This window comes from Actinoallomurus sp. NBC_01490, from assembly GCF_036227085.1.
GTDB lineage: Bacteria > Actinomycetota > Actinomycetes > Streptosporangiales > Streptosporangiaceae > Actinoallomurus > Actinoallomurus oryzae.
Map to the genome: position 1 here is coordinate 6,875,962 of NZ_CP109433.1, position 20,396 is coordinate 6,896,357.

Annotated in this window: 13 protein-coding genes; 9 read left to right on the plus strand and 4 right to left on the minus strand. The window is 71.4% G+C overall.

Annotated elements, in window-relative coordinates:
- Positions 1–71 precede the first annotated feature (71 nt).
- The 5 genes from OG417_RS32070 to OG417_RS32090 all read left to right on the plus strand — a co-directional run bounded on the left by OG417_RS32070 (position 72) and on the right by OG417_RS32090 (position 5,062).
- The gene (locus OG417_RS32070; protein ID WP_329236465.1) at positions 72–932 is read left to right on the plus strand and encodes a helix-turn-helix transcriptional regulator; all 861 of its coding nucleotides are present in this window, start codon (positions 72–74) and stop codon (positions 930–932) included.
- A gap of 47 nt (positions 933–979) precedes the next feature.
- A complete protein-coding gene (locus OG417_RS32075) occupies positions 980–2,059 on the plus strand; it encodes a mechanosensitive ion channel family protein (protein WP_329236467.1) in 1,080 nt (359 codons plus the stop codon).
- A gap of 192 nt (positions 2,060–2,251) precedes the next feature.
- The gene (gene cbiM, locus OG417_RS32080; RefSeq protein ID WP_329236469.1) at positions 2,252–3,328 is read left to right on the plus strand and encodes a cobalt transporter CbiM; all 1,077 of its coding nucleotides are present in this window, start codon (positions 2,252–2,254) and stop codon (positions 3,326–3,328) included.
- On the plus strand, positions 3,325–4,263 hold the full coding sequence (gene cbiQ, locus OG417_RS32085; protein WP_329236471.1) for a cobalt ECF transporter T component CbiQ: 939 nt from the start codon (positions 3,325–3,327) through the stop codon (positions 4,261–4,263). The genes cbiM and cbiQ overlap by 4 nt, the downstream gene beginning before the upstream one ends.
- Positions 4,253–5,062, plus strand: coding sequence for an energy-coupling factor ABC transporter ATP-binding protein (locus OG417_RS32090; protein ID WP_329236473.1), 810 nt, complete (start codon positions 4,253–4,255; stop codon positions 5,060–5,062). The genes cbiQ and OG417_RS32090 overlap by 11 nt, the downstream gene beginning before the upstream one ends.
- Positions 5,063–5,140: 78 nt before the next feature.
- On the opposite strand, the gene OG417_RS32095 is transcribed toward OG417_RS32090, so the two are convergent.
- The 3 genes from OG417_RS32095 to OG417_RS32105 form a co-directional block, all read right to left on the minus strand.
- Positions 5,141–7,615 carry a glycoside hydrolase family 65 protein gene (locus OG417_RS32095; RefSeq protein ID WP_329236475.1) on the minus strand — a complete coding sequence of 825 codons (2,475 nt, stop codon included), beginning with the start codon at positions 7,613–7,615 and terminating at the stop codon, positions 5,141–5,143.
- A gap of 6 nt (positions 7,616–7,621) precedes the next feature.
- Entirely contained in the window at positions 7,622–9,007 is a 1,386-nt protein-coding gene (locus tag OG417_RS32100; protein WP_329236478.1) for a WS/DGAT/MGAT family O-acyltransferase, read from the minus strand.
- Positions 9,008–9,372: 365 nt separating this feature from the next.
- A complete protein-coding gene (locus OG417_RS32105; RefSeq protein WP_329236480.1) occupies positions 9,373–10,296 on the minus strand; it encodes an RNA polymerase sigma-70 factor in 924 nt (307 codons plus the stop codon).
- A gap of 181 nt (positions 10,297–10,477) precedes the next feature.
- Here OG417_RS32105 and OG417_RS32110 point away from each other — a divergent pair, with 181 nt between their 5' ends.
- The 3 genes from OG417_RS32110 to OG417_RS32120 all read left to right on the plus strand — a co-directional run bounded on the left by OG417_RS32110 (position 10,478) and on the right by OG417_RS32120 (position 16,973).
- Entirely contained in the window at positions 10,478–11,245 is a 768-nt protein-coding gene (locus OG417_RS32110) for an SDR family oxidoreductase (protein WP_329236482.1), read from the plus strand.
- Positions 11,246–11,540: 295 nt separating this feature from the next.
- Positions 11,541–15,710, plus strand: coding sequence for a beta-galactosidase (locus tag OG417_RS32115; protein ID WP_329236484.1), 4,170 nt, complete (start codon positions 11,541–11,543; stop codon positions 15,708–15,710).
- 105 nt (positions 15,711–15,815) lie between these two features.
- Positions 15,816–16,973, plus strand: a complete 1,158-nt coding sequence (locus OG417_RS32120; protein WP_329236486.1) for an alpha-hydroxy-acid oxidizing protein — start codon at positions 15,816–15,818, stop codon at positions 16,971–16,973.
- A gap of 27 nt (positions 16,974–17,000) precedes the next feature.
- Here the strand turns inward: OG417_RS32120 and OG417_RS32125 are convergent, their stop codons facing one another.
- Positions 17,001–18,005, minus strand: coding sequence for a pentapeptide repeat-containing protein (locus tag OG417_RS32125; protein WP_329236488.1), 1,005 nt, complete (start codon positions 18,003–18,005; stop codon positions 17,001–17,003).
- Positions 18,006–18,242: 237 nt separating this feature from the next.
- On the opposite strand from OG417_RS32125, the gene OG417_RS32130 reads away from it, so the two are divergent.
- On the plus strand, positions 18,243–20,318 hold the full coding sequence (locus OG417_RS32130; protein WP_329236490.1) for a discoidin domain-containing protein: 2,076 nt from the start codon (positions 18,243–18,245) through the stop codon (positions 20,316–20,318).
- The last annotated feature ends 78 nt before the right edge of the window (positions 20,319–20,396 follow it).

The following is a 20,396-nucleotide window of genomic DNA, read 5'->3' on the forward strand; positions in this document are numbered from 1 at the left end:
CGGGAGCGGAGCGTTCATCGTGGGAGAGCCGCTCCCTGGATGGGTCGCCCGAAGCGAGGGACCATGGGGTCATGCGACGTGACCAGCTCGCCGACTTCCTGCGCCGCCGCCGCGAGGCGATCCGCCCGGCCGAGGTGGGTTTCCCCGACGGCCCGCGCCGTCGTACCACCGGCCTGCGCCGGGAAGAGGTGGCGATGCTCGCGGGCATGTCCGTGGACTATGTCGTACGCCTGGAGCAGGGCCGCAGCAGTCAGCCCTCGCCCCAGCTGCTCGGCGCGCTGGCACGGGCGCTGCGGCTCTCCGACGACGAGCGCGACCACCTGTTCCACCTGGCCGGCCACCGGCCCCCGCCCGCCGACGGCGTGGCCCGCGTGGCCCGTGCCGGTCTGATCCGCATGCTGGACCTGCTGGGCGACACGCCGGCCCTGGTGTCGTCCGATCTGGGCGAGGTCCTCGCCCAGAACCGGGCGGCCGTCCTGCTGACCGGTGACCACACCGGTTTCACCGGCGACCGCCGCTATGTCGTGTACCGCTGGTTCACCGAGCCCGCCGCCCGGGCGGTCAGCCCGCCCGAGGACCGGGAGCATCACTCCCGTCAGCTCGTCGCCGACCTGCGTGCGGCCGCCGGCCGCCGGTCCGGTGACCCGGCGGTCGACGGACTCGTCGACCGTTTGCAGGCCGCGAGCGCGGACTTCCGCCGGCTCTGGGCCGAGCACGAGGTGGCGGTCCGGCGCGCCGCCCGCAAGACACTGCTGCACCCGCGGGTGGGCCCCCTGCTGATGGATTGCGAGACGCTGGTCACTCCCGACCAGCGTCAGCAGTTGCTGGTGCTCACCCCGGCGGACGCCGAGACCCGCGAGCGGCTGGAGCTGCTGCGGGTGCTCGGCATCGAGGAGTTCCCCACGGGGGCCACGGACACGCCCGCACGGTGAAGCCCTCGGACCGGCGGCCGCTCCCGTTTTCTGGGATCATGAGGTAAATGATCAGTTTGACCCGATCGATGACGTGGAATGCGGCTACGGGCGGTCTGCCGGACTGGGGACGGGTCGCCGTGGCGGCGGCGATCGCGGTGGCCGCGGTCGCCCTGGGATTCGGGCTTCGGGCCGCGCCCGGCTGGCTGACCCGCCACGCCGGACGCACCCGCTGGGCATGGGACGACCTGCTGTTCACCCTGATGCGCGACCTGGCGCTCGTCTCCAGCTCGGCCCTCGGCCTGTGGGTGGCGGTGCTGGTTCTGAAGCTGCGGCCGGACTCACGGAACGTCGCGGACCACCTGTTGCTGGCGGTTCTCATCGTGACCGTCTCGGTGGCGGTCGCCCGGTTCGCCGCCGGTGCCGTCTCCTCCGTCGTCCGGTCCCGGGCCGGTGTCGCGCAGTCGGCGACGATCTTCGTGAACATCGTCCGGGTGATGGTGGTCGGGATCGGCGTCCTGGTTCTCCTGCAGAGCCTGGGCGTGTCCGTGACCCCGCTGCTGACGGCGTTGGGCGTCGGCGGGCTCGCCGTGGCGCTGGCCCTCCAGGACACGCTGGCCAACCTCTTCGCCGGCGTGCACATCCTGGCCTCCCGGAAGGTGCAGCCGGGTGACTACGTACGGCTCGACAGCGGCCAGGACGGCTACATCGTCGACATCAACTGGCGGAACACCACCATCCGCCAGCTCGCCGGGAACCTCGTGATCGTGCCGAACTCCAAGTTCGCCGACGCGATCCTGACGAACTACCACCGGCCGGAGCAGGATCTGTCCGTCTTGGTCCAGGCGAGTGTCGCGTACGAGAGCGACCTCGACCAGGTGGAGAAGGTCACGATCGATGTCGCCCAGGAGGTCATGGCCGAGGTGGACGGCGGCGTCGGCGACCACGAGCCGTCGGTCCGCTTCCACACGTTCGGCGAGAGCAGCATCGACTTCTCGGTGACGCTGCGGACCCGTGAGTTCACCGACCAGTACGTGATCGTGCACGAGTTCATCAAGCGGCTGCACCGGCGCTACCGGATCGAGGGCATCGAGATCCCGTACCCGAAACGCACGATCGTCATGGCCGACGGCTCCACCGGGATCTGACCGCGACCGGCGGCTTCTCGGCTTCTCCGACTCCCGCCCGCGCGGGCGGGAGTCGGCATCGACGGCGTCGTGTCGCAGGGCACGGGCGATCGGCGCACCCGGGTCTGGTCCCGTCGGCCACGGTGATCTACCTTATTGCCAATGGGTCGCAACTGCGATCACGGCGCGATACAACTGGCAGGGAGCAACGCCATGCACATCCCCGACGGATACCTCAGCCCCCAAACGTGTGCGGTGGGCTTCGTCGCGGCCGTCCCGGTGTGGACGATCGCGGTCCGCAGGGTGCAGCGCGTGGTGAAGAACCGGCATGTGCCCACGCTGGCGGTGCTGTCGGCGGTCAGCTTCCTGGCGATGATGTTCAACGTGCCGATCCCGGACGGCACGACCGCCCACGCGGTCGGCGCGACGATCATCGCGATACTCCTGGGGCCGTGGGCGGCGGTGCTGGCGGTCAGTGTGGCACTGGCCTTCCAGGCCCTGTTGTTCGGTGACGGCGGAGTTCTGGCGTACGGGTTCAACTGCGTGAACATGGCGATCATCGCGCCGTTCGCGGGCCTTCTCATCTACCGGCTGCTGTCCGGCGGCTCGGAGCTGACCAGCCCCCGCCGGCCGATCGCCGCGGCCATCGGCGGCTACGTCGGCATCAACCTCGCCGCACTCGCCGCGGCGATCGAGTTCGGACTCCAGCCCACGTTGTTCCACAACTCCGCCGGCGCCCCGCTGTACGCGCCGTACCACCTGTCCCAGACCATCCCCGCGATGGCGCTCGCCCACCTGACCGTGGCCGGAGCCGCCGAGGCCATCCTGACCGCCGGAGTCGTGGCGTATCTCCAGCGCGCCAACATCGGCCTGCTGCGCGTCAACCACCCGAACGTGGCGGTGCCCGGCGAGGCCACGGAAAGGAAGCCGCGCCGCGTCCGCCCCATCACGATCGCGCTCGGCGCCGTGGCGGTCATGGCGCTGCTCACCCCGCTCGGCCTCCTCGCCCCCGGCGGAGCCTTCGGCGAGGACGCGCCCGAAGACCTCGACCTGCACAAGTACCACCTGAACGCGGTGCCCAGCGGGCTGAACAAGTACAACGGGTTCTGGCACCACGCGATCTTCAACGGGTACGACTTCAGCTCCGACTCCCACCCCACCGTCGGCTACATCATCTCGGCCGTCGTCGGCATCGCGGTGATCGGCGCGGTGATCTTCCTCATCGGCGCCGCCGTCCGCCGGTTCACCGGCCGGCGCGCCTCCCACCAAGAGCCGGCGCAGCAGTCATGACGCAGGCTGCCGAGGAGTCCCTGCGCGTCCCCGAATGGCTGCTCCAGGGCGAGCCGGCGATGTGCCCCTGCGGGTGCGTCGGCAAGCGCAAGAAGGGCGGCTACGTCGAAAAGACCCTGAACGGCGGGGCCGGGCTGCTGCGCCAGGTCATGTTCAGCGACGACGTCGCGGCCCAGGGCGGCCTGCTGCAACGCCTGGACCCGCGGGTGAAGTTCGTCTCGGTCATCGTGCTGCTGGTCGCCGCCGGGCTGGCGCGCAACATCCCGACACTGCTGGCCGTGTACGCCGTCACGCTCGTCCTCGCGGCGGCGTCCCGGCTGCCGATCGGGTTCTTCGTCAAGCGCGTGTGGCTCTTCGTGCCTATCTTCACCGGCATCGTCGTCCTGCCCGCCACCCTGTCGTTCGTCACCCACGGGCACGTCGTACTGACCCTGTGGCACTGGCACGGCCACCCCGAGGGCTTCACCAGCCAGGGCCTGACCTCGGCCGGGCTGGTCGTCAGCCGCGTCGCGGTCTCCATCTCCCTGGTGGTGCTGCTCACCCTCACCACGCCCTGGGTACGGCTGCTGGCCGCGCTGCGCGCCGTCGGCGTCCCGCGGATCTTCATCCTGATCATCGGGATGGCCTACCGGTACATCTTCCTGCTGCTGGGCGCGGTCACCGACATGTACGAGGCGCGCAAGTCCCGTACGATCGGGGCCACTCGCCATGACCGGGGCGCCCGTGCGTTCGTGGGCGCGACCGGCGGAGCGCTGTTCGGCAAGGCCCACCAGCTGTCCGAAGAGGTGCATCAGGCGATGACCGCCCGCGGCTACCGCGGCGACGCCAAGACCCTCGAACGCTTCGCCCTCACCCGCTTCGACGTCCTGGCCGCGGTGTGCTGCCTCGCACTCGCCGCGGCCATCCTGACCGGAGACCACTTCCTTGGCCACTGAAACCACCACCGGCACCGCGCCGGACCCGTCCACCGAACGCGAGGTCCAGCTCGCCTGCCACGAGGTGTCCTACTCCTACCTCGACCGGTTCCCGGCCCTGGACCGCGTCTCGCTGACCGTACGGGCCGGGGAGCGGGTCGCGCTGCTCGGCGCGAACGGCTGCGGCAAGTCCACGCTGCTCAAGCTCCTCGACGGCCTGATCTTCCCCACCTCCGGGGAGTTCACCGCCTTCGGTCACACCGTCACCGAGGACACCCTCGAGGACGAGCAGTTCTCCCAGGCGTTCCGCTCCCGCGTCGGGTTCGTCTTCCAGAACTCCGACGCCCAGGTGTTCTCCCCCACCGTCCGCGAGGAGGTCGCCTTCGGCCCCCTCCAGCTCGGCCACACCCCCGAACAGGCCGAGACGCGGGTCACCGAGACCCTGACGATGCTGGGCATCGCCGACCTCGCCGACCGCGCGCCCTTCCAGCTGTCCGGCGGGCAGAAGAAACGCGTCGCCATCGCCGGCGTGCTGGCCACCAACCCCGAGGTGCTGCTGTTCGACGAGCCCACCGCCGCCCTCGACCCGCGCTCGCAGTACTGGCTCACCGACCTCATCGAACAGCTCGGCGCCGCCGGCAAGACCATCGTCCACGCCACCCACGACCTCGACGTGCTCCCCCGCATCGCCGACCGCTGCGTCGTCTTCTCCGAAGAGCACCGCGTCATCGCCGAGGGCACCCCGGCCGAGGTCCTCGCCGACCGCGACCTCCTGCTGTCCGTCAACCTCATCCACGCCCGCTCGCCCCTGCCCGGCTGACCGGGAAGGTGTGAGCCCTGCACCGTGGACGCCGCGGTCGACCGCTGCTCGGCGAACGCGTCGAAGGACCCGAAGTGCTCATCGATTGCCGCGGCCGGTTCGTCCTCGTTCGTCCCTGCGGGCGGGTTCGAGCCGGATGGACCGCCCCGCCGCGAGATCGGTGACGGGCCCGTCGTCCAGCGCGACCCGGATCGGCGGCCGCGGGGAGAGCGGCAGGCGGAGGCTGACACCCGTGTCGTCGGCGGACAGGCGCAGACCCGCGTGGCCCCGGTACTCCAGCTCCATCGCCAGCCCGGGCAGGCCCGGCGGCAGCGTCGGGGCGACGCGGAGGACGCCGTCGCGCGGTTCGAGGCCCGTGTAGCAGCGTTGGGCGAGGTCGAGCGTTCCCGCCATGGCGCCCAGGTGGATGCCCTCAGCGGTCGTACCGCCCTGGACGTCGTGCAGGTCGCTGTCCAGGGCCTCCAGAAAGAACCGCCAGGAGGCGAGACGGTCGGAGCGGGCGAGCACCCAGGCGTGCACGACGGCGCTCAGCGTGGAGCCGTGCGAGGTGCGGGCGAGGTAGTACCGCACCGTCCTGGGGATCGTCTCGGGGTCGAGGCGGTAGCCGAGCCGACCGAACAGCGCCCGCAGCTCGTCGGCGGTCAGGAGGTAGAACAGCATCAGCACGTCGGCCTGTTTGGAGGCCTTGTAGCGGTTCGCGGTGTCGCCCTCGGCCTCGAGGATGCGGTCGAGACGCCGGATGTCGCCGTACCTGCTCCGGTAGCCCTCCCAGTCGAGCTCGGCCAGCCGCTCGTAGCCCTCGAACTGGCTGATGACCCCGTCCCGGTGAAAGACCACCCGCAGCCGCCGGCCGACGTCCTCGAACCGGGCCAGCTCGTCGTCCGTCAGGGCCAGCCGCTCCCGGAGCCCGTCCCGCCGCCCCGGCGGGAGCAGGTCCAGCACGTCCAGCGCCCGCCCCAGGGTCCATGCCGCCATCACGTTGGTGTAGGCGTTGTTGTCCAGGCCGGGACGGTCGGCGTCCGGGTAGGCGTCGTGGTACTCATCCGGTCCCATGACGCCGCGGATGTCGTACCGGCCGCTCGACCGGTCATGGGTCGCGACGCTCGCCCAGAACCGGGCGATCTCCAGCAGCGTCTCCGCGCCCTGCTCGCAGAGGAACTCCAGGTCGCCGGACGTCTGGTGGTACTGCCAGATGTTGTAGGCGATCGCCAGGCCGACGTGCCGCTGCAGCCGCGAGTTGTCCGGCAGCCAGCGGCCGGAGCGAGGGTTGAGATGAAGGACCTGCGTCTCCTCACGCCCGTCGCTGCCGCTCTGCCAGGGATACATCGCGCCGGTGTGACCGGCCTCCCGGGCCGCGCGCCGGGCCGCGGGCAGCCGCCGCACGCGGTACCGCAGCAGGGCCCGGACCACCTCGGGAAACCGCAGGCAGAGAAACGGAAGCACGAACAGCTCGTCCCAGAAGACGTGCCCGCGGTAGGCCTCCCCGTGCAGGCCGCGTGCGGGTACGCCGGCGTCCACGCCGGCCGTGTGCGGTGACACCGTCTGCAGCACGTGGAACAGGTGCAGGTTGATCGTCCGCTGCGCCGGACCTCCGCCGACGTCGAGACGCCCACGACGCCACAGGCGCTCCCACGCCCGGCCGTGGCGGGTACGCAGCTCGGCGAAGCAGGGCGCGCGCTCCGCGGAGCGCCGGGCCGCGGCGGCGGGCGGCACCGCCGGGAGGTCGAGCGACGTGTGCAGGCCGACGACCTTCTCGACCGTCACGGTCTCGCCCGGGCTCATCGCCACGGTCAGATGCCGCGCGATCCAGCCGGGCTCATCGCGTGTCTCGCGGCGTGTGACCTCGCGCGCGTCGACGGCGTTGCGGCACGCCAGCGCGATGCGAACCGCCGAGGTGACCGTGTCGGCGGTCAACCAGAGGAGCTCGCCGTCCGCGCCGGTCGCCTCGGTGACCAGATGCCGGTTCGCCAGCCCGCGATAGCGCGCGACGCCGCGGTTGCGCACCCGGGCGTCCAGGCCGGAACGGACCTCCAGCGATCCCGACCAGTTCTCGGCGCGGATCGTGGTCCGCAGGGCCGCGACGTGCGGGTCGTCCATCGACACGAGCCGCTGCTGGTCGACGGCGGTCACCCGCCCCGCGTCATCGCGGTAGCGCAGCCACCGGCACAGCAGGCCACGGCGCAGGTCCAGCTCCTGGCGGTAGTCCAGCAGGGGGAAACGTCCGGGCGCGAACCAGGGGCCGTCCTGCACGCGGAACGTCAGCGGCAGCCAGTTCGGGGCGTTGACCAGGTCCTCGTTGACCACCGTGCGCCCGGAGACCCGCGAGGGCAGGCGGTCATAACAGCCCGCGATGTAGGTGCCGGGATAGTGCACCCTTCCGGCGCGGGCCTCGGGCGCCGCTCCCCGGGTGGCGAAGTAGCCGTTCCCCAGCGTGCACAGCGCCTCGCGCAGTCGCTCTTCGGCCGGCGCGAACTCCCCGTAGACGAGACGCCAGGCGGCTTCGGTCCCGGCACGGTCGCCCGAAGGACCCGGGTCGGCCCGGCCGGTCGGCACGAAGGGTCACACCACGCCGGCCGGCGCGGCCGCCTCGGCGAGTTCGTCGAACCCGCGGCGGATGCCGCGGCTCAGCAGCTCGATGTCGGGCATGGCGTCGAAGTCACCGGTGACGCCGAAGAAGAGCGTGTCGAGGTAGGAGACGACCCCGGTCGACACGCGTATGCCGGCGGCCAACGGCACGTACGGGTAGATCGCCACCAGCCGCCGTCCCATCGCGTACAGGGGGACGGGCGGGCCGGGCACGTTGGTGGTGATGGTCTGGACGAACGGCTGCCGCATGCGCAGCGCGGTGCGGGCCGCGACCGCCAGGACGTTGGGCGCCAGGCCGAGCACGCGCGTGAAGACGGTGGGGCCGACCGCCTGGTGACTGGCCTTGAGCGCCGTGGTCTGCTCGCGGATCAGCTCGAGGCGGCGCACCGGGTCCGGCTGCCCGCACGGCAGGCTCACGAGCACGGCCGACACGCGGTTCGTCAGGGTTCCCTCCTCGTCGGGCAGGCGGACCGAGACCGGCACCATGGTCCGTACGACGGTGTCCGGGCCCAGCTCGTCCCGTTCGGCGAGCAGGTCACGGAAACCGCGGGCGGCCGCCGCCAGCACCACGTCGTTGACGGTGCCGTCGAGGGCCTCGCTGACGCGACGCGCCTCGCCGAGGTCCGCCTCGGTCCAGGACCAGCGGCGGTGGGGGCTGGTCGGGCCGTTGAGGGAGGAGGCGCCGCGCCCCGCCCGCAGCCGCCGGGCGTACGCCGGCAGGCCGCGGACGAACCGCGCCGTCGCGGCGCTGTGGCGCGTCACCTCCGGCAGGCGGGCCACCTGCCGGATCTGCTCCATCGTCGTGCCGGTCACGCCCGCGAGCACGAGTGACGGGCGCGAGGGCTCCGGCTCGGCCTCGGGCAGCGGGATCACGGTGTGCTCGTCCCGTACGGGCGCGGTCCCGGGGCTCAGGTCGAACAGGCTGGTCATCAGGTCACTGCCGCCGACGCCGTCGACCATGCAGTGGTGGACCTTGCTGATGATCGCCCACCGGCGCTCCTCCAGCCCCTCGACCAGCCACATCTCCCACAGCGGGCGGCTCAGGTCCAGCCGCTGCCCGAGGACCCGCCCGGCGAGGTTGCGCAGCTCCTCGGCTCCCCCGGGCGCCGGGACGGCGGTGTGGCGCACGTGGTAGAGAAGCTGGAAGTGCGGGTCGTCGACCCAGACCGGACGGCCGAGGTCCAGCGGCACCCGGCGCACCCGCTGGCGGAATCGTGGCAGCTCCATCAGCCTGGCGACCACCGCCCGGACGAACTCGCCGTACGTGGGCGCCGGAGGGTCGAAGATGCTCACCGAGGCGATCTGCAACGGCCTCGTGTCGTTCTCGGCGAAGAACATCCCGGCGTCGATGCCGCTCATCCGCTGCATCTATCCGGCCTCGCGCGCGCACCGCGGCGCGACGCGCGACGGATCCGCACCGTCGGCGCCGTCGACCACCGGCGAGAGTTCCACCCTGAAGGCGTGCCACCCGCGCCTTCATGACATGCCCCGGATTCGGACATCGTTGTCCAAGCCCCACTGCCGCCGAAGTCCGGCGCCGCCTTCCCACGCCGGAACACGGTGAATCGAGCCTCCGGCGGCCGAAGCCGATCACCGGCGAACCTGCTCTTACGGGAGAGTAGTGTTACCTCCCGGTGAAGCGGGCCTGCTACTTCGCTGCGTGCGGCCCGCTTCGCCCGGGCCGTGCCGTACACCTCATCGAACGGCGCGGGCTCGCTCTCGGGTCAGCCGGCGGACCGGCGGGCCCGGGTCGCCTGGCGGAGGACCGCCCAGGCGTCCGCCACGGGGCCCAGGTGGCCGAGCTTGTCGGGGTTGATCACCGTACGGATCGTCTGGACCTGCCCGTCGAGGATGTCCAGCGCCAAGGTGCTGATGACCCTGCCGTCCCGGTCGCGGAAGATCGCGCCCGGCTGGCCGTTCACCTCGTGCGGCACCACGACACCGCCGATCCGGGCGAACGGCGGGCAGAGGGCGGCGAGCACCCGGGACACGGTCTCGGCGCCGAAGATGACGGGCTTCCACTGCGGGGCCTTGCCGCCGCCGTCACCGATCAGGTGGACGTCGGCGGCCAGCAGTTCCCGCAGCCCGTCGACGTCGCCTTCCCGGAAGGCGTCGAAGAATCGCCTGGCGAGTTCGTCGCGCTCTCCGCGGTCGGCGTCGAACCGGGGCCGGCCCTCGTTCATGTGGCGGCGGGCCTGCATCGCGAGCTGGCGGCACGCCGCCTCCGAGCGTTCGACCGCCGACGCGATCTCCCGGAAGGCGAAACCGAACACCTCCCGCAGCACGAAGACCGCCCGCTCGAGCGGGCTGAGCCGCTCCAGCAGGAGCAGGGCCGCCATGGAGACCGAGTCGGCCAGCTCCGCCGACCGCTCAGGGTCCTGGTAGGGATCGGTCAGCAGCGGCTCGGGGAACCACGGCCCCACGTACTCCTCCCGACGGACGCGGGCCGACCGCAGCACGTCGATCGAGATCCGGGTCACCACGGCCGACAGGAACGCCTTGGCCGACCTGGGCTCGGCCGGGCAGGCCGCGTAGCGCAGCCAGGTCTCCTGCACGGCGTCCTCGGCCTCACTCACGCTGCCGAGCAGCCGGTAGGCGATCGAGAACAGCAGCGGCCGCAGCTCTTCGAAATTCTCAGCCCGGGTCACGCCGGCTCCTCCTCCACTCCCTGGTCCCCCGATTCCAGGACCCCTCTCCACCCTTGAGACGAGACAGCCCGGCCGGCTGTGAGATCGGCCTGAGACGCGGGTCACACCCGACACGGCTCACATCTCCGCGGAGCCGTCTCGTCCCAGGGGAGACGGAATTCCCGCGGACAGGAGCCGGCTCATGAGCGAGCAGACCACACATCAGAAGATCGCGCTGATCACCGGGGCGAACAAGGGGATCGGCCGGGGGGCCGCCGAGCGACTCGCCACACTGGGCATGACGGTCCTGGTCGGGGCCAGAGACCCGCGGCGTGGCGAGGACGCCGCCGCGGCGCTGCGTGCGGCGGGCGGCGACGTGCACGCGGTCACCCTGGACGTCACCGACCCGGTCACCGTCCGCGAGGCCGCGAACGGGATCGAGGAACGCTTCGGCCGCCTCGACGTGCTGATCAACAACGCCGGCATCACCGGCTCAGGGCAGGTCTCACCCGAAGACGCCCGCGACCAGATCCCCAGCTCCGTCGACCTGGACATGGTCCGGGCGGTGTTCGAGACCAACGTCTTCGGAGTGATCACGGTGACCAACGCCATGCTGCCGCTGCTGCGGCGGTCGGCGGCGCCGCGCGTCGTCAACGTCAGCAGCGCCGCCGGATCACTGACCATCGCCAGCGACCCGAACGGCCCCTTCACGGCCCTGCTGCCGTCGGCCGCGTACACGCCCTCCAAGGCCGCGCTGAACGCGCTGACCGTGCAGTACGCCAATGAGCTGCGCAAGGACGGCATCCTCGTCAACGCCGCCGACCCCGGCTACGTCGACACGGAGATCAACAACCACAGCGGGTTCCTGACTCCCGCCCAGGGCGCCGCGATCGTGGTGCGCCTGGCCACGCTGGGCGCGGACGGACCGACCGCCGGGTTCTTCGGCGAGAACGGCCCCGTGCCCTGGTAGAAGGGTGCGATCGGTCGAACACGAACGCACAGGAACGGTCGTTGCGCCGCCCGTCAGGCCCGTCCCGGCCGGATGCGGTCGTGCCGCCTCGGCGGTACGACGCGGGTTCGCCGAGGCCAGCAGCCATTTCGGCACGATCGGCCCGCCATAGGGCCGGGTCGGCGGGCGGTTGTACGCGGATGCGATATGCGGTAATTGTGGCGAAACAATCGAACCGATCCAATCGACAATCAACACGTTTTATGTGTGGATCTGTTTGGTTTGCTGGGTCAAAGGCTCTTGAGAGGAGCGCCCGGTGTCGCACTCCCCCGTGTCGCACTCCCGCGCATCGCACCGGCGCTCCGGCCGGCGCGGACGGTCGGCCCTTCGGCGCCTCGGCGTGCTCGGCGCCGCGATCATGCTGGTGGCCGGGCTCGGCACGACGGCGAACGCGGCGCCACGCGCCGCCTCGTCCGGATCGGCCGGGTCAGCCGGGTCAGCCGGATCGGCCGGCGCACACTCCGTGACGTACGACGGCTACTCGTTCATGATCGACGGGAAGCGCACGTACCTCTGGTCCGGCGAGTTCCACTACTTCCGCCTGCCCAGCCAGAGCCTGTGGCGGGACGTGTTCCAGAAGATGAAGGCGGCCGGTTTCAACGCCGTCTCGCTCTATTTCGACTGGGGTTACCACTCGCCGGCGCCGGGCGTCTACGACTTCACCGGGGTACGGAACGTCGACACGCTGCTGGACATGGCCGCGCAGACCGGCCTCTACGTCATCGCCCGGCCCGGCCCGTACATCAACGCCGAGGTCGACGGCGGCGGCTTCCCCGGCTGGCTGTCCGCCAAGGCCGGGAGGACGCGGAGCGACGACCCCGACTACCTCAGGTACTCCGACGAGTGGCAGACCCGGATCGACGAGATCCTGGCCAGGCACCAGCTCACCGAGGGCACCGGCCCGGTGATCGAGTACCAGGTCGAGAACGAGTACTACCACGGCGACGCCGCCGGGCGTTCGTACATGAAGCACCTGGAGGACAAGGCCCGCGCCGACGGCATCACGGTGCCGCTGGTCGGCAACAACAACGGCACGTTCAGCACGGGCGCCGCCGCACTCGACGTGGACGGCATGGACTCCTACCCGCAGGGCTTCGACTGCGGCAACCCGTCCCACTGGAACGGCGTGCCGGACATCAGCGGCGGCAAGGCCGCCGGCAAGCCGCTGGAGACGGCGGAGTTCCAGGGCGGCGCGTTCGACCCGTGGGGCGGTCCCGGTTACGACAAGTGCGCGCAACTCATCAACGACCGGTTCGCCGACGTGTTCTACAAGCAGAACATCGCGGTCGGCGCGACGTCGCAGAGCTTCTACATGACCTACGGCGGCACCAACTGGGGCCGGCTCGGCATGCCGGAGAACTACACGTCCTATGACTACGGCGCGGCGATCCGCGAGACCCGCGAGCTCGACCCCAAGTACGACGAGGACAAGCTCATCGGGTACTTCACCCAGGCGGCGGCGCCGCTGACCAAGACCGACGCGATCCCGGTGGCCAGGCCGGACAACGCGCGGATCGTCGACACCGCGCGCAAGAACCCCGACACAGGCACGCAGTTCCACGTACTGCGGCACTCCGACTCCACGTCGACGTCGACGGACACCACGCACATCGCGATCGACCTGGACGCCGGGCCGCCCGCCTACGCCTACGACGACAACGACGCGGCCCTGAAGTACTCCGGGTCCTGGTCGCACGTTGCCGACCAGAGCTACACCGGCGGCGACTACAAGCACACGGAGTCGTTCTCCAAGGCGGCCGGCGACTCGCTGACCGTGCCGTTCACCGGCACGGCCGTCCGCTGGATCGGGTCGCGGACCGACAATCACGGGTACGCCGACGTCTACCTGGACGGCGTCCTGCAGACCACGGTCGACGACTCCGGCAGCGCGAACCAGGCGGTGCTGTTCCAAAAGAGCGGCCTGACCGACGGCCCGCACACTCTCAAGATCGTGGTGGACGGCCGACACGGCTCCGGCTCGACCGACGACTACGTCTCGATCGACGCCATCGACCTGTCCGTGCCCGCGCCCGCGACGTACCCGGTCGTGCCGCAACAGCCCGGCACCGGCATCGCGCTGGACGGCCGCGACTCGAAGATCATCACGGCGAACTACGACCTCGGCGGCAACCGCCTGCGGTACTCCACGTCCGAGCTGATGACCAACGCGACGATCGGCGGCGACGACGTCGCCGTGCTCTACGGCGACGCGGGCACCGCGGGCGAGACGGTGCTGCGGTACTCCTCCAAGCCGACCGTCACGTCCACCGGCGGGGCCGTCACCCAGACGTGGGATCCCGCCACCGGTGACCTGCGGCTGAACTACACGCACCAGGGCCTGATCCGGGTTCGGATCACCGGCGGCGGCCACCCGCTGCGCCTGCTGCTGGCGGACACGGCCACGGCCAAGACGTTCTGGCGGCAGGACACCGCCTCCGGCCCGGTCCTCGTGCGCGGCACGCACCTGGTCCGCACCGCCACGGCCGGCCGCTCGACGGTCGACCTGACCGGTGACGCCGGCACCGACGGCTCGATCGAGGTGTGGAGCGGCGCGTCGAGGATCACCTGGAACGGCTCCGCCGTGGCGACCAGGGCGTCCGGCGACGGCAGCCTGGCCGGCAGGGTACCGGCCGCCGCCCCGGTCCGGCTGCCGGCGCTCACCCACTGGGTGCACACCGAGGAGTCGCCCGAGGCGCGGCCCGGGTTCGACGACTCGACCTGGACGGTGGCCGACAAGATGACGACGAACAGCATCACCACGCCCGGCACGCTGCCGGTGCTGTTCGCCGACGACTACGGCTTCCACACCGGGAACACCTGGTACCGCGGTCGCTTCACGGGCACGGGCGCCGAGACCGGGATCACGCTGTCCACGCAGAGCGGCGGCGGCGCGGCCGCCTCGTCGGTCTGGCTGAACGGCGTCTTCCTCGGCAGCTCCACCGCGGACGGCACCAGGACGTACACCTTCCCCGCCGGATCGGTGCACGACGGCCCCGACAACGTGCTCTCCGTGCTCACCGTGAACATGGGCCACGAGGAGGACTACAACGAGGCGAGCGGCAACAAGGCGGCCCGCGGGCTGATCGGCGCCCGGCTGGCCGGGTCACCGCTGAACGCGATCACCTGGAGGCTGCAGGGCGACCGGGGCGGCGAGGCGCCGCCGGACACCGTCCGCGGGCCGTTGAACGTCGGCGGCCTCTACGGCGAGCGCGCCGGCTGGTACCTGCCCGGCTACCCGACCGCCGGCTGGAAGCCGGTGAGCCTGCCGGCCGCCGACGAGACGCCGGGCGTCTCCTGGTACGCCACCAGCGTGACGCTGAAGCTGCCGCGGGGCCAGGACACCTCGCTGGGCCTGACCGTCGGCGACGACCCGTCCCGCCGGTACCGGGCGGAGATCTTCGTCAACGGCTGGGAAATGGGCGAGTACGTGAACTACCTCGGGCCACAGCACGGCTTCCCGGTCCCGAACGGCGTGCTGAACCCGCACGGCCGGAACGACATCAAGATCGCCGTGTGGAACCTGGACGGCTCCACCGGCGGCCTGGGGACGGTGACACTGACGAACTACGGCAGCTACGCGTCCCCGCTGACGGTCGCCCAGAACAACGGCCCGTCGTACGACGGTGCCGAGTACGCGATGCCGAGGCCGCCCGTCTCCTCCGTCGACCTGCGGGTTCCCGGGTCGGTGCGCGCCGGGGTTTCGTTCACCGCGACGGAGACGGTGCGCGTCAACCGCGGCACGGCCAAGAACGTGACTCCGGCGTTGAGGCTCCCCGACGGCTGGACGGCCGGCCCTCCGACGCCTCCGTCCGCCGCGAGGCTGACCGGTGGGCGGTCGGCCACCTTCACCTTCACCGTCACCCCGCCCGCGACCGTCGACGGGCCGGTCCCGATCACGGCCACCGCGACCATGACCCAGAACGGCAGGCGGCGGACCTTCGCCGACGAGCGGATCGTCGGCCGGACACCTCCGGTCCCGCCGGCCGGCAAGGACCAGGTCAGCGACCTGTCCTGGCTCGGGTCGACCAACGGCTGGGGCCCGGTCGAGCGGGACACCAGCGTCGGTGAGCAGCCCGCCGGCGACGGTCACCGGATCACCATCGACGGCACGGAGTACGCCAAGGGACTCGGCACCAACGCGGTCAGCGACGTCGCGGTCTACCTCGGCGGCACGTGCAGCAGGTTCACCGCGACCGTCGGCATGGACGACGAGAAGGGCGACGGCGGAAGCGTCACGTTCAGCGTCGTACTCGACGGCAAGACGCTGATCACCACGCCCACCGTCACCGGCTCCACACCGGCCGTCTCGATCGATGTTCCGGTCACCGGCGGCCAGGTGGTCGACCTGATCGTCGGCGACGCCGGGGACGGCAACGGCAACGACCACGGCGACTGGGCCGACCCCGTGCTCACCTGCTCGGGCTGACCCGTCCGACGTGGGCCGGACCGCCGCCGGGCGGGTGGCGGCTCCGGGCCGGAGCCTGCCGCGCGAGCGGATTGGCGCATCGATCGCGGGGGTAGCACGCAGGTTGTGGCGGCATTTGCCGAGTACCAAGAGGAGCTGTACGCCCAGGGGCAGGCCGGGCATCAGCCGCAGCACCCCATCGGGTTCGCGGATCTGGAGGAGCGTGCGGCGGCGGCGATGCCGCCCAAGGTCTGGGAGTACGTGGCCGGCGGCGCCGGTGACGAGCACACCCAGCGGGCCAACTGCGAGGCGTTCAAGCGCTGGGGCCTGTACCCGCGCATGCTGGTCGCACCCACCGACCGCGACCTGTCGATCGAGTTGTTCGGGACGACGTTCCCCTCGCCCGTGTTCATGGCGCCGATCGGGGTGATCGGGGTGTGCGCCCAGGACGGCCACGGCGACCTCGCCTGCGCGCGGGCATCCGTCCGCACCGGTGTGCCGTTCTTCGCCGGGACGCTGTCGGCGGATCCGATGGAGGACGTGGCCGCGGTCCTCGGCGACACACCCGGCTTCTTCCAGCTCTACACACCGCCGGACCGGGACATGGCCGCGAGCCTGGTTCGCCGCGCCGAGGCGGCGGGCTTCAAGGGCATCGCCGTCACCCTGGACACCTGGGTCACCGGCTGGCGGCCCCGTGACCTACGCGGCTCGAACTACCCGCAGGTGCCCAGCGGGTGCCTGAGCAACTACACCAGCGACCCGGTGTTCCGGCAGAGGCTGCGGCCCGGCGAGGACGCCACCGAGGCGGCGGTGCGCACGTTGCCGATCTTCGGTGGACCGTTCAGGTGGGACGACCTGGACTGGCTCCGGGCGCGGACCGACCTGCCGCTGATGGTCAAGGGCATCTGCCACCCCGACGACGTCCGCCGCGCCAAGGACCACGGCGTGGACGCCGTCTACTGCTCCAACCACGGCGGGCGGCAGGCCAACGGAGGGCTGACCTCCTTGGAGTGCCTGCCCGACGTGCTCGACGCCGCCGATGGGCTACCGGTCCTGTTCGACTCCGGCGTGCGCGGCGGCGCCGACATCATCAAGGCGCTGGCGTTGGGCGCCACCGCGGTGGGGATCGGCCGCCCGTACGCCTACGCGCTGGCCGTCGGGGGCGTCGACGGCGTCGTCCACGTGCTGCGCTCGCTGCTGGCCGAGGCGGACCTGATCATGGCGGTCGACGGCTATCCCACCCGCAAGGACCTCACGCCCGGGGCGCTGCGCCTCGTGGGATGACCGGCCGCCGCGCGTGACCTCGAAGGGCTATGCGGGAGGCAGCAGTAGCCCCGCGGGCGGGTCGATGGCGATGTCCTTGCCGAGGCCGCCCCGGCGGCCGGAGAACGTCGCGTCGCTGAAGTCGACCGTGCCGCCGGAGAACGTCGCACCGGTGAAGACGACGCCGGTGCCGGAGAACTCCGCGTCGGTGAAGTGAAGGGTGCCGCCGGACAGTGTCGCGTCGGTGAAGTCGAGAGTGCCGCCGGAGAACTCCGCGTCGTTGAAGTGGGCGGTGGCGCCGGAGAACTCCGCGCCGACGAAGCCGATGATGCCGCCGGAAAGCGCCGCGCCGGTGAAGTGAACGGTGCCGCCGGAGAACTCCGCGCCGGCGAAGTCGAGGACGCCGCCGGAACACGTCGCGCCGGCGAAGTCGAGGGAGGCGCCGGAGAACACCGCCGTAACGAAGTAGTGGGTGGCTCCGGAGAACGTCGCGCCGCCGAAGTGGACGGCGCCGCCGGAGAACTCCGCGGCGACGAAGTGGAGGGTGCCGCCGGAGAACGTCGCGCCCGTGAAGTCGAGGGAGGCCCCGGAGAACGTCGCGCCGGTGAAGTCGACGGTGGCGCCCGAGAACACGGCGCCCGTGAAGTCGAGGGTGCCGCCGGAGAACACGGCGTCACGGAAGTCGACGGTGCCGCCGGAGAACTCCGCGCGGCTGAAGTCGCCTCCGTCGAAGCGGACACCGGTGAAGTCGAAGTCATGGCCCCGCCAGGAGACCCGGGCGTTCTCGCGAAGGTGCGCGGTGATGATCGAGATGACGGCGTGGTGGACCTCCTGTCTGCCGCCGAACGCCAGTTGTTCGGCGGCCGGAGGGTCGGCCTCCGGGGGAGGCTCGTAGGGAGTCCGCAGGTAGGCGCACAGCTCGTCGATGCAGCTCTGCCGGCCGTCCTGCCAGTCGTCGGCCAGAGCGGCCAGCGCGTACACCCCGGCCAGCCGCACCGCGGTCTCGGCGTGTCCGAGCCGCCTTGTCGCCGTGGCGAACCGTCTGTTGAACACCCGCACCGGTCACCCTCTCCGCGCCGCCGCTCCGACATCTTCCCGTCTTCGGCGAGCCACCGCGACCCGGGTGGACCGGGCACTTAGTTTTAACCTTGACAAAAGGCTTGAATGAGTCGAATGTACGGCCGATAGAGCGCTCTCTGACATGCCTCCGCCTCGCCACTCGGGAGACCCCAGATGTCATCGGCCTCAACATCACCACCTCGACGGCCCCGGATCGGCAGAGCAGGGGAGATGACGCGGATCATCATCCGCTCCCTGTTCACCGCCCGGGAACATCCTCTGCCCCGCATCGCCCAGGGCGCTCCGCGGCGCCGTCCCGGCTCCGGGCCGCTCCGCCGCCGGGCGGTCCTGGCGGTGACGGCGCTGCTCGGCGCCTGCCTCAGCGCCATCCTGGCCACGGCCGTCGCCGGCGCCCCCGCCGCGTACGCCGACACCGTGCCGCCGCCCCCGGCCGGGTGGACGACCGTGTTCGGCGACGACTTCGCCGGGCCCGCCGGGTCGCCGCCTTCGTCGGCGAACTGGTTCTACGACATCGGCACCGGCTATGGCACGGGCGAGATCGAGCAGACCACCGCCTCGACCGCCAACTCCTTCCTCGACGGGAACGGCCATCTGGTGCTCAAGGCCCTCAAGAACGGCAGCACCTGGACCTCGGCACGGCTGGAGAGCACCCGCGAGGACTTCCAGGCCCCGCCCGGCGGCAAGCTGGAGATGACGGCGTCGATCCAGCAGCCGAACCCGGCAGGCGGGCTGGGGTACTGGCCCGCGTTCTGGGCGCTGGGCTCGCCGATGCGCGCCGGCGGCGGCTGGCCCACCTCGGGTGAGATCGACATGATGGAGGACGTCAACGGCCTCAACCAGGCCTCGCAGACGCTCCACACCTCGGCCACCAGCCCCGGCCACCCGCTGATCGCCTGCCCGAACGCCGGCTCGACCTGCCAGACGGGCTACCACACCTACACGGTGATCATCGACCGCACCAACACGAGCGCCGAGTCCCTGCAGTTCCTGATGGACGGCACGGTGGAGAGCACCGTCACCGAGGCGTCGGTGGGCACGACGGCCTGGCAGCAGGCCATCGACCACGGGTTCTTCATCATCTGGGACCTCGCGATGGGCGGCAACTACCCCGACGGGATCTGCGGCTGCACGACGCCGACCTCCGCCACCACGTCCGGCGCCTCGATGAGCGTCGCGTACGTGGCCGTGTACGAGCAGGGCGGCAACTCCACGCCCACCGCGACCGCCACCGGGACGGGCACGGTGAAGGGCCTGGGCGGCCTGTGCCTGACGAACCAGAACTCGCTGAACACCGAGGGCAACCCCATCGGCGTCAGCCCCTGCAACGGCGCCGCGGGCCAGACCTGGTCGCCGTACAGCGACGACACGGTACGCGTGCAGGGCGGCTGTCTCGACGTCGTCAGCGCCGGGACGGCCAGCGGAACCAACGTCGACTGGTATCCGTGCAACGGCACGAACGCCCAGGTCTGGAGGCATCAGAACGGCGGCGAGCTGGTCAACCCCAACTCCGGCCTGTGCCTGACCGATCCCGGCGGCAACACCGGCGCGCGGCTCGACATCGAGACCTGCACCGGATCGGCGCAGCAGCAGTGGACACTGCCGACCGGCGGCGGCACCGGCAACACCGTGACGGTGACCGACCCCGGCGACCAGACGTCCACGGTCGGCACGGCGGCCGGCCTGCAGATCCACGCGAGCGACTCGGCGTCCGGCCAGACCCTCACCTACAGCGCCGGCGGCCTGCCCGCCGGCCTGTCGATCAACTCCTCCACGGGACTGATCTCCGGCACGCCGACCACGGCCGGCACCTCGAACGTCACGGTGACCGCCAGGGACACCACCGGCGCCACCGGTTCGGCCTCCTTCACCTGGACCGTGAACTCCGCCGGGGGCTGCTCGACGACGAACCTCGCGCAGGGGAAGACCGCCACGGCGTCGTCCACCGAGTCGGTGGCCTTCCCCGCGCAGGACGCCGTCGACGGGAACCCGGGCACCCGATGGTCGTCGGCCTTCAGCGACCCGCAGTGGCTCCAGGTCGACCTCGGGAGCACCCGCTCCCTCTGCAAGGTGACGCTGAACTGGGAGACCGCGTACGCGAAGGCGTACCAGCTCCAGGTCTCCAGCGACGCGAAGAGCTGGACCCCCGTCTACTCCACCACCACCGGAACCGGAGGAACCCAGAGCGTGGACATCACCGCCTCCGCCCGCTACATCCGCGTGTACGGAACCGTGCGGTCGACCCAGTACGGCTACTCGCTCTGGGAGTTCCAGGTCTTCGGCTCCTGACCCGCCGACCGCCGTGCCCGGAGTCCCCGGCGACCGCCGGGGACTCCCGGCGCGGGACCGTCCACCGGCGTCGCGCCG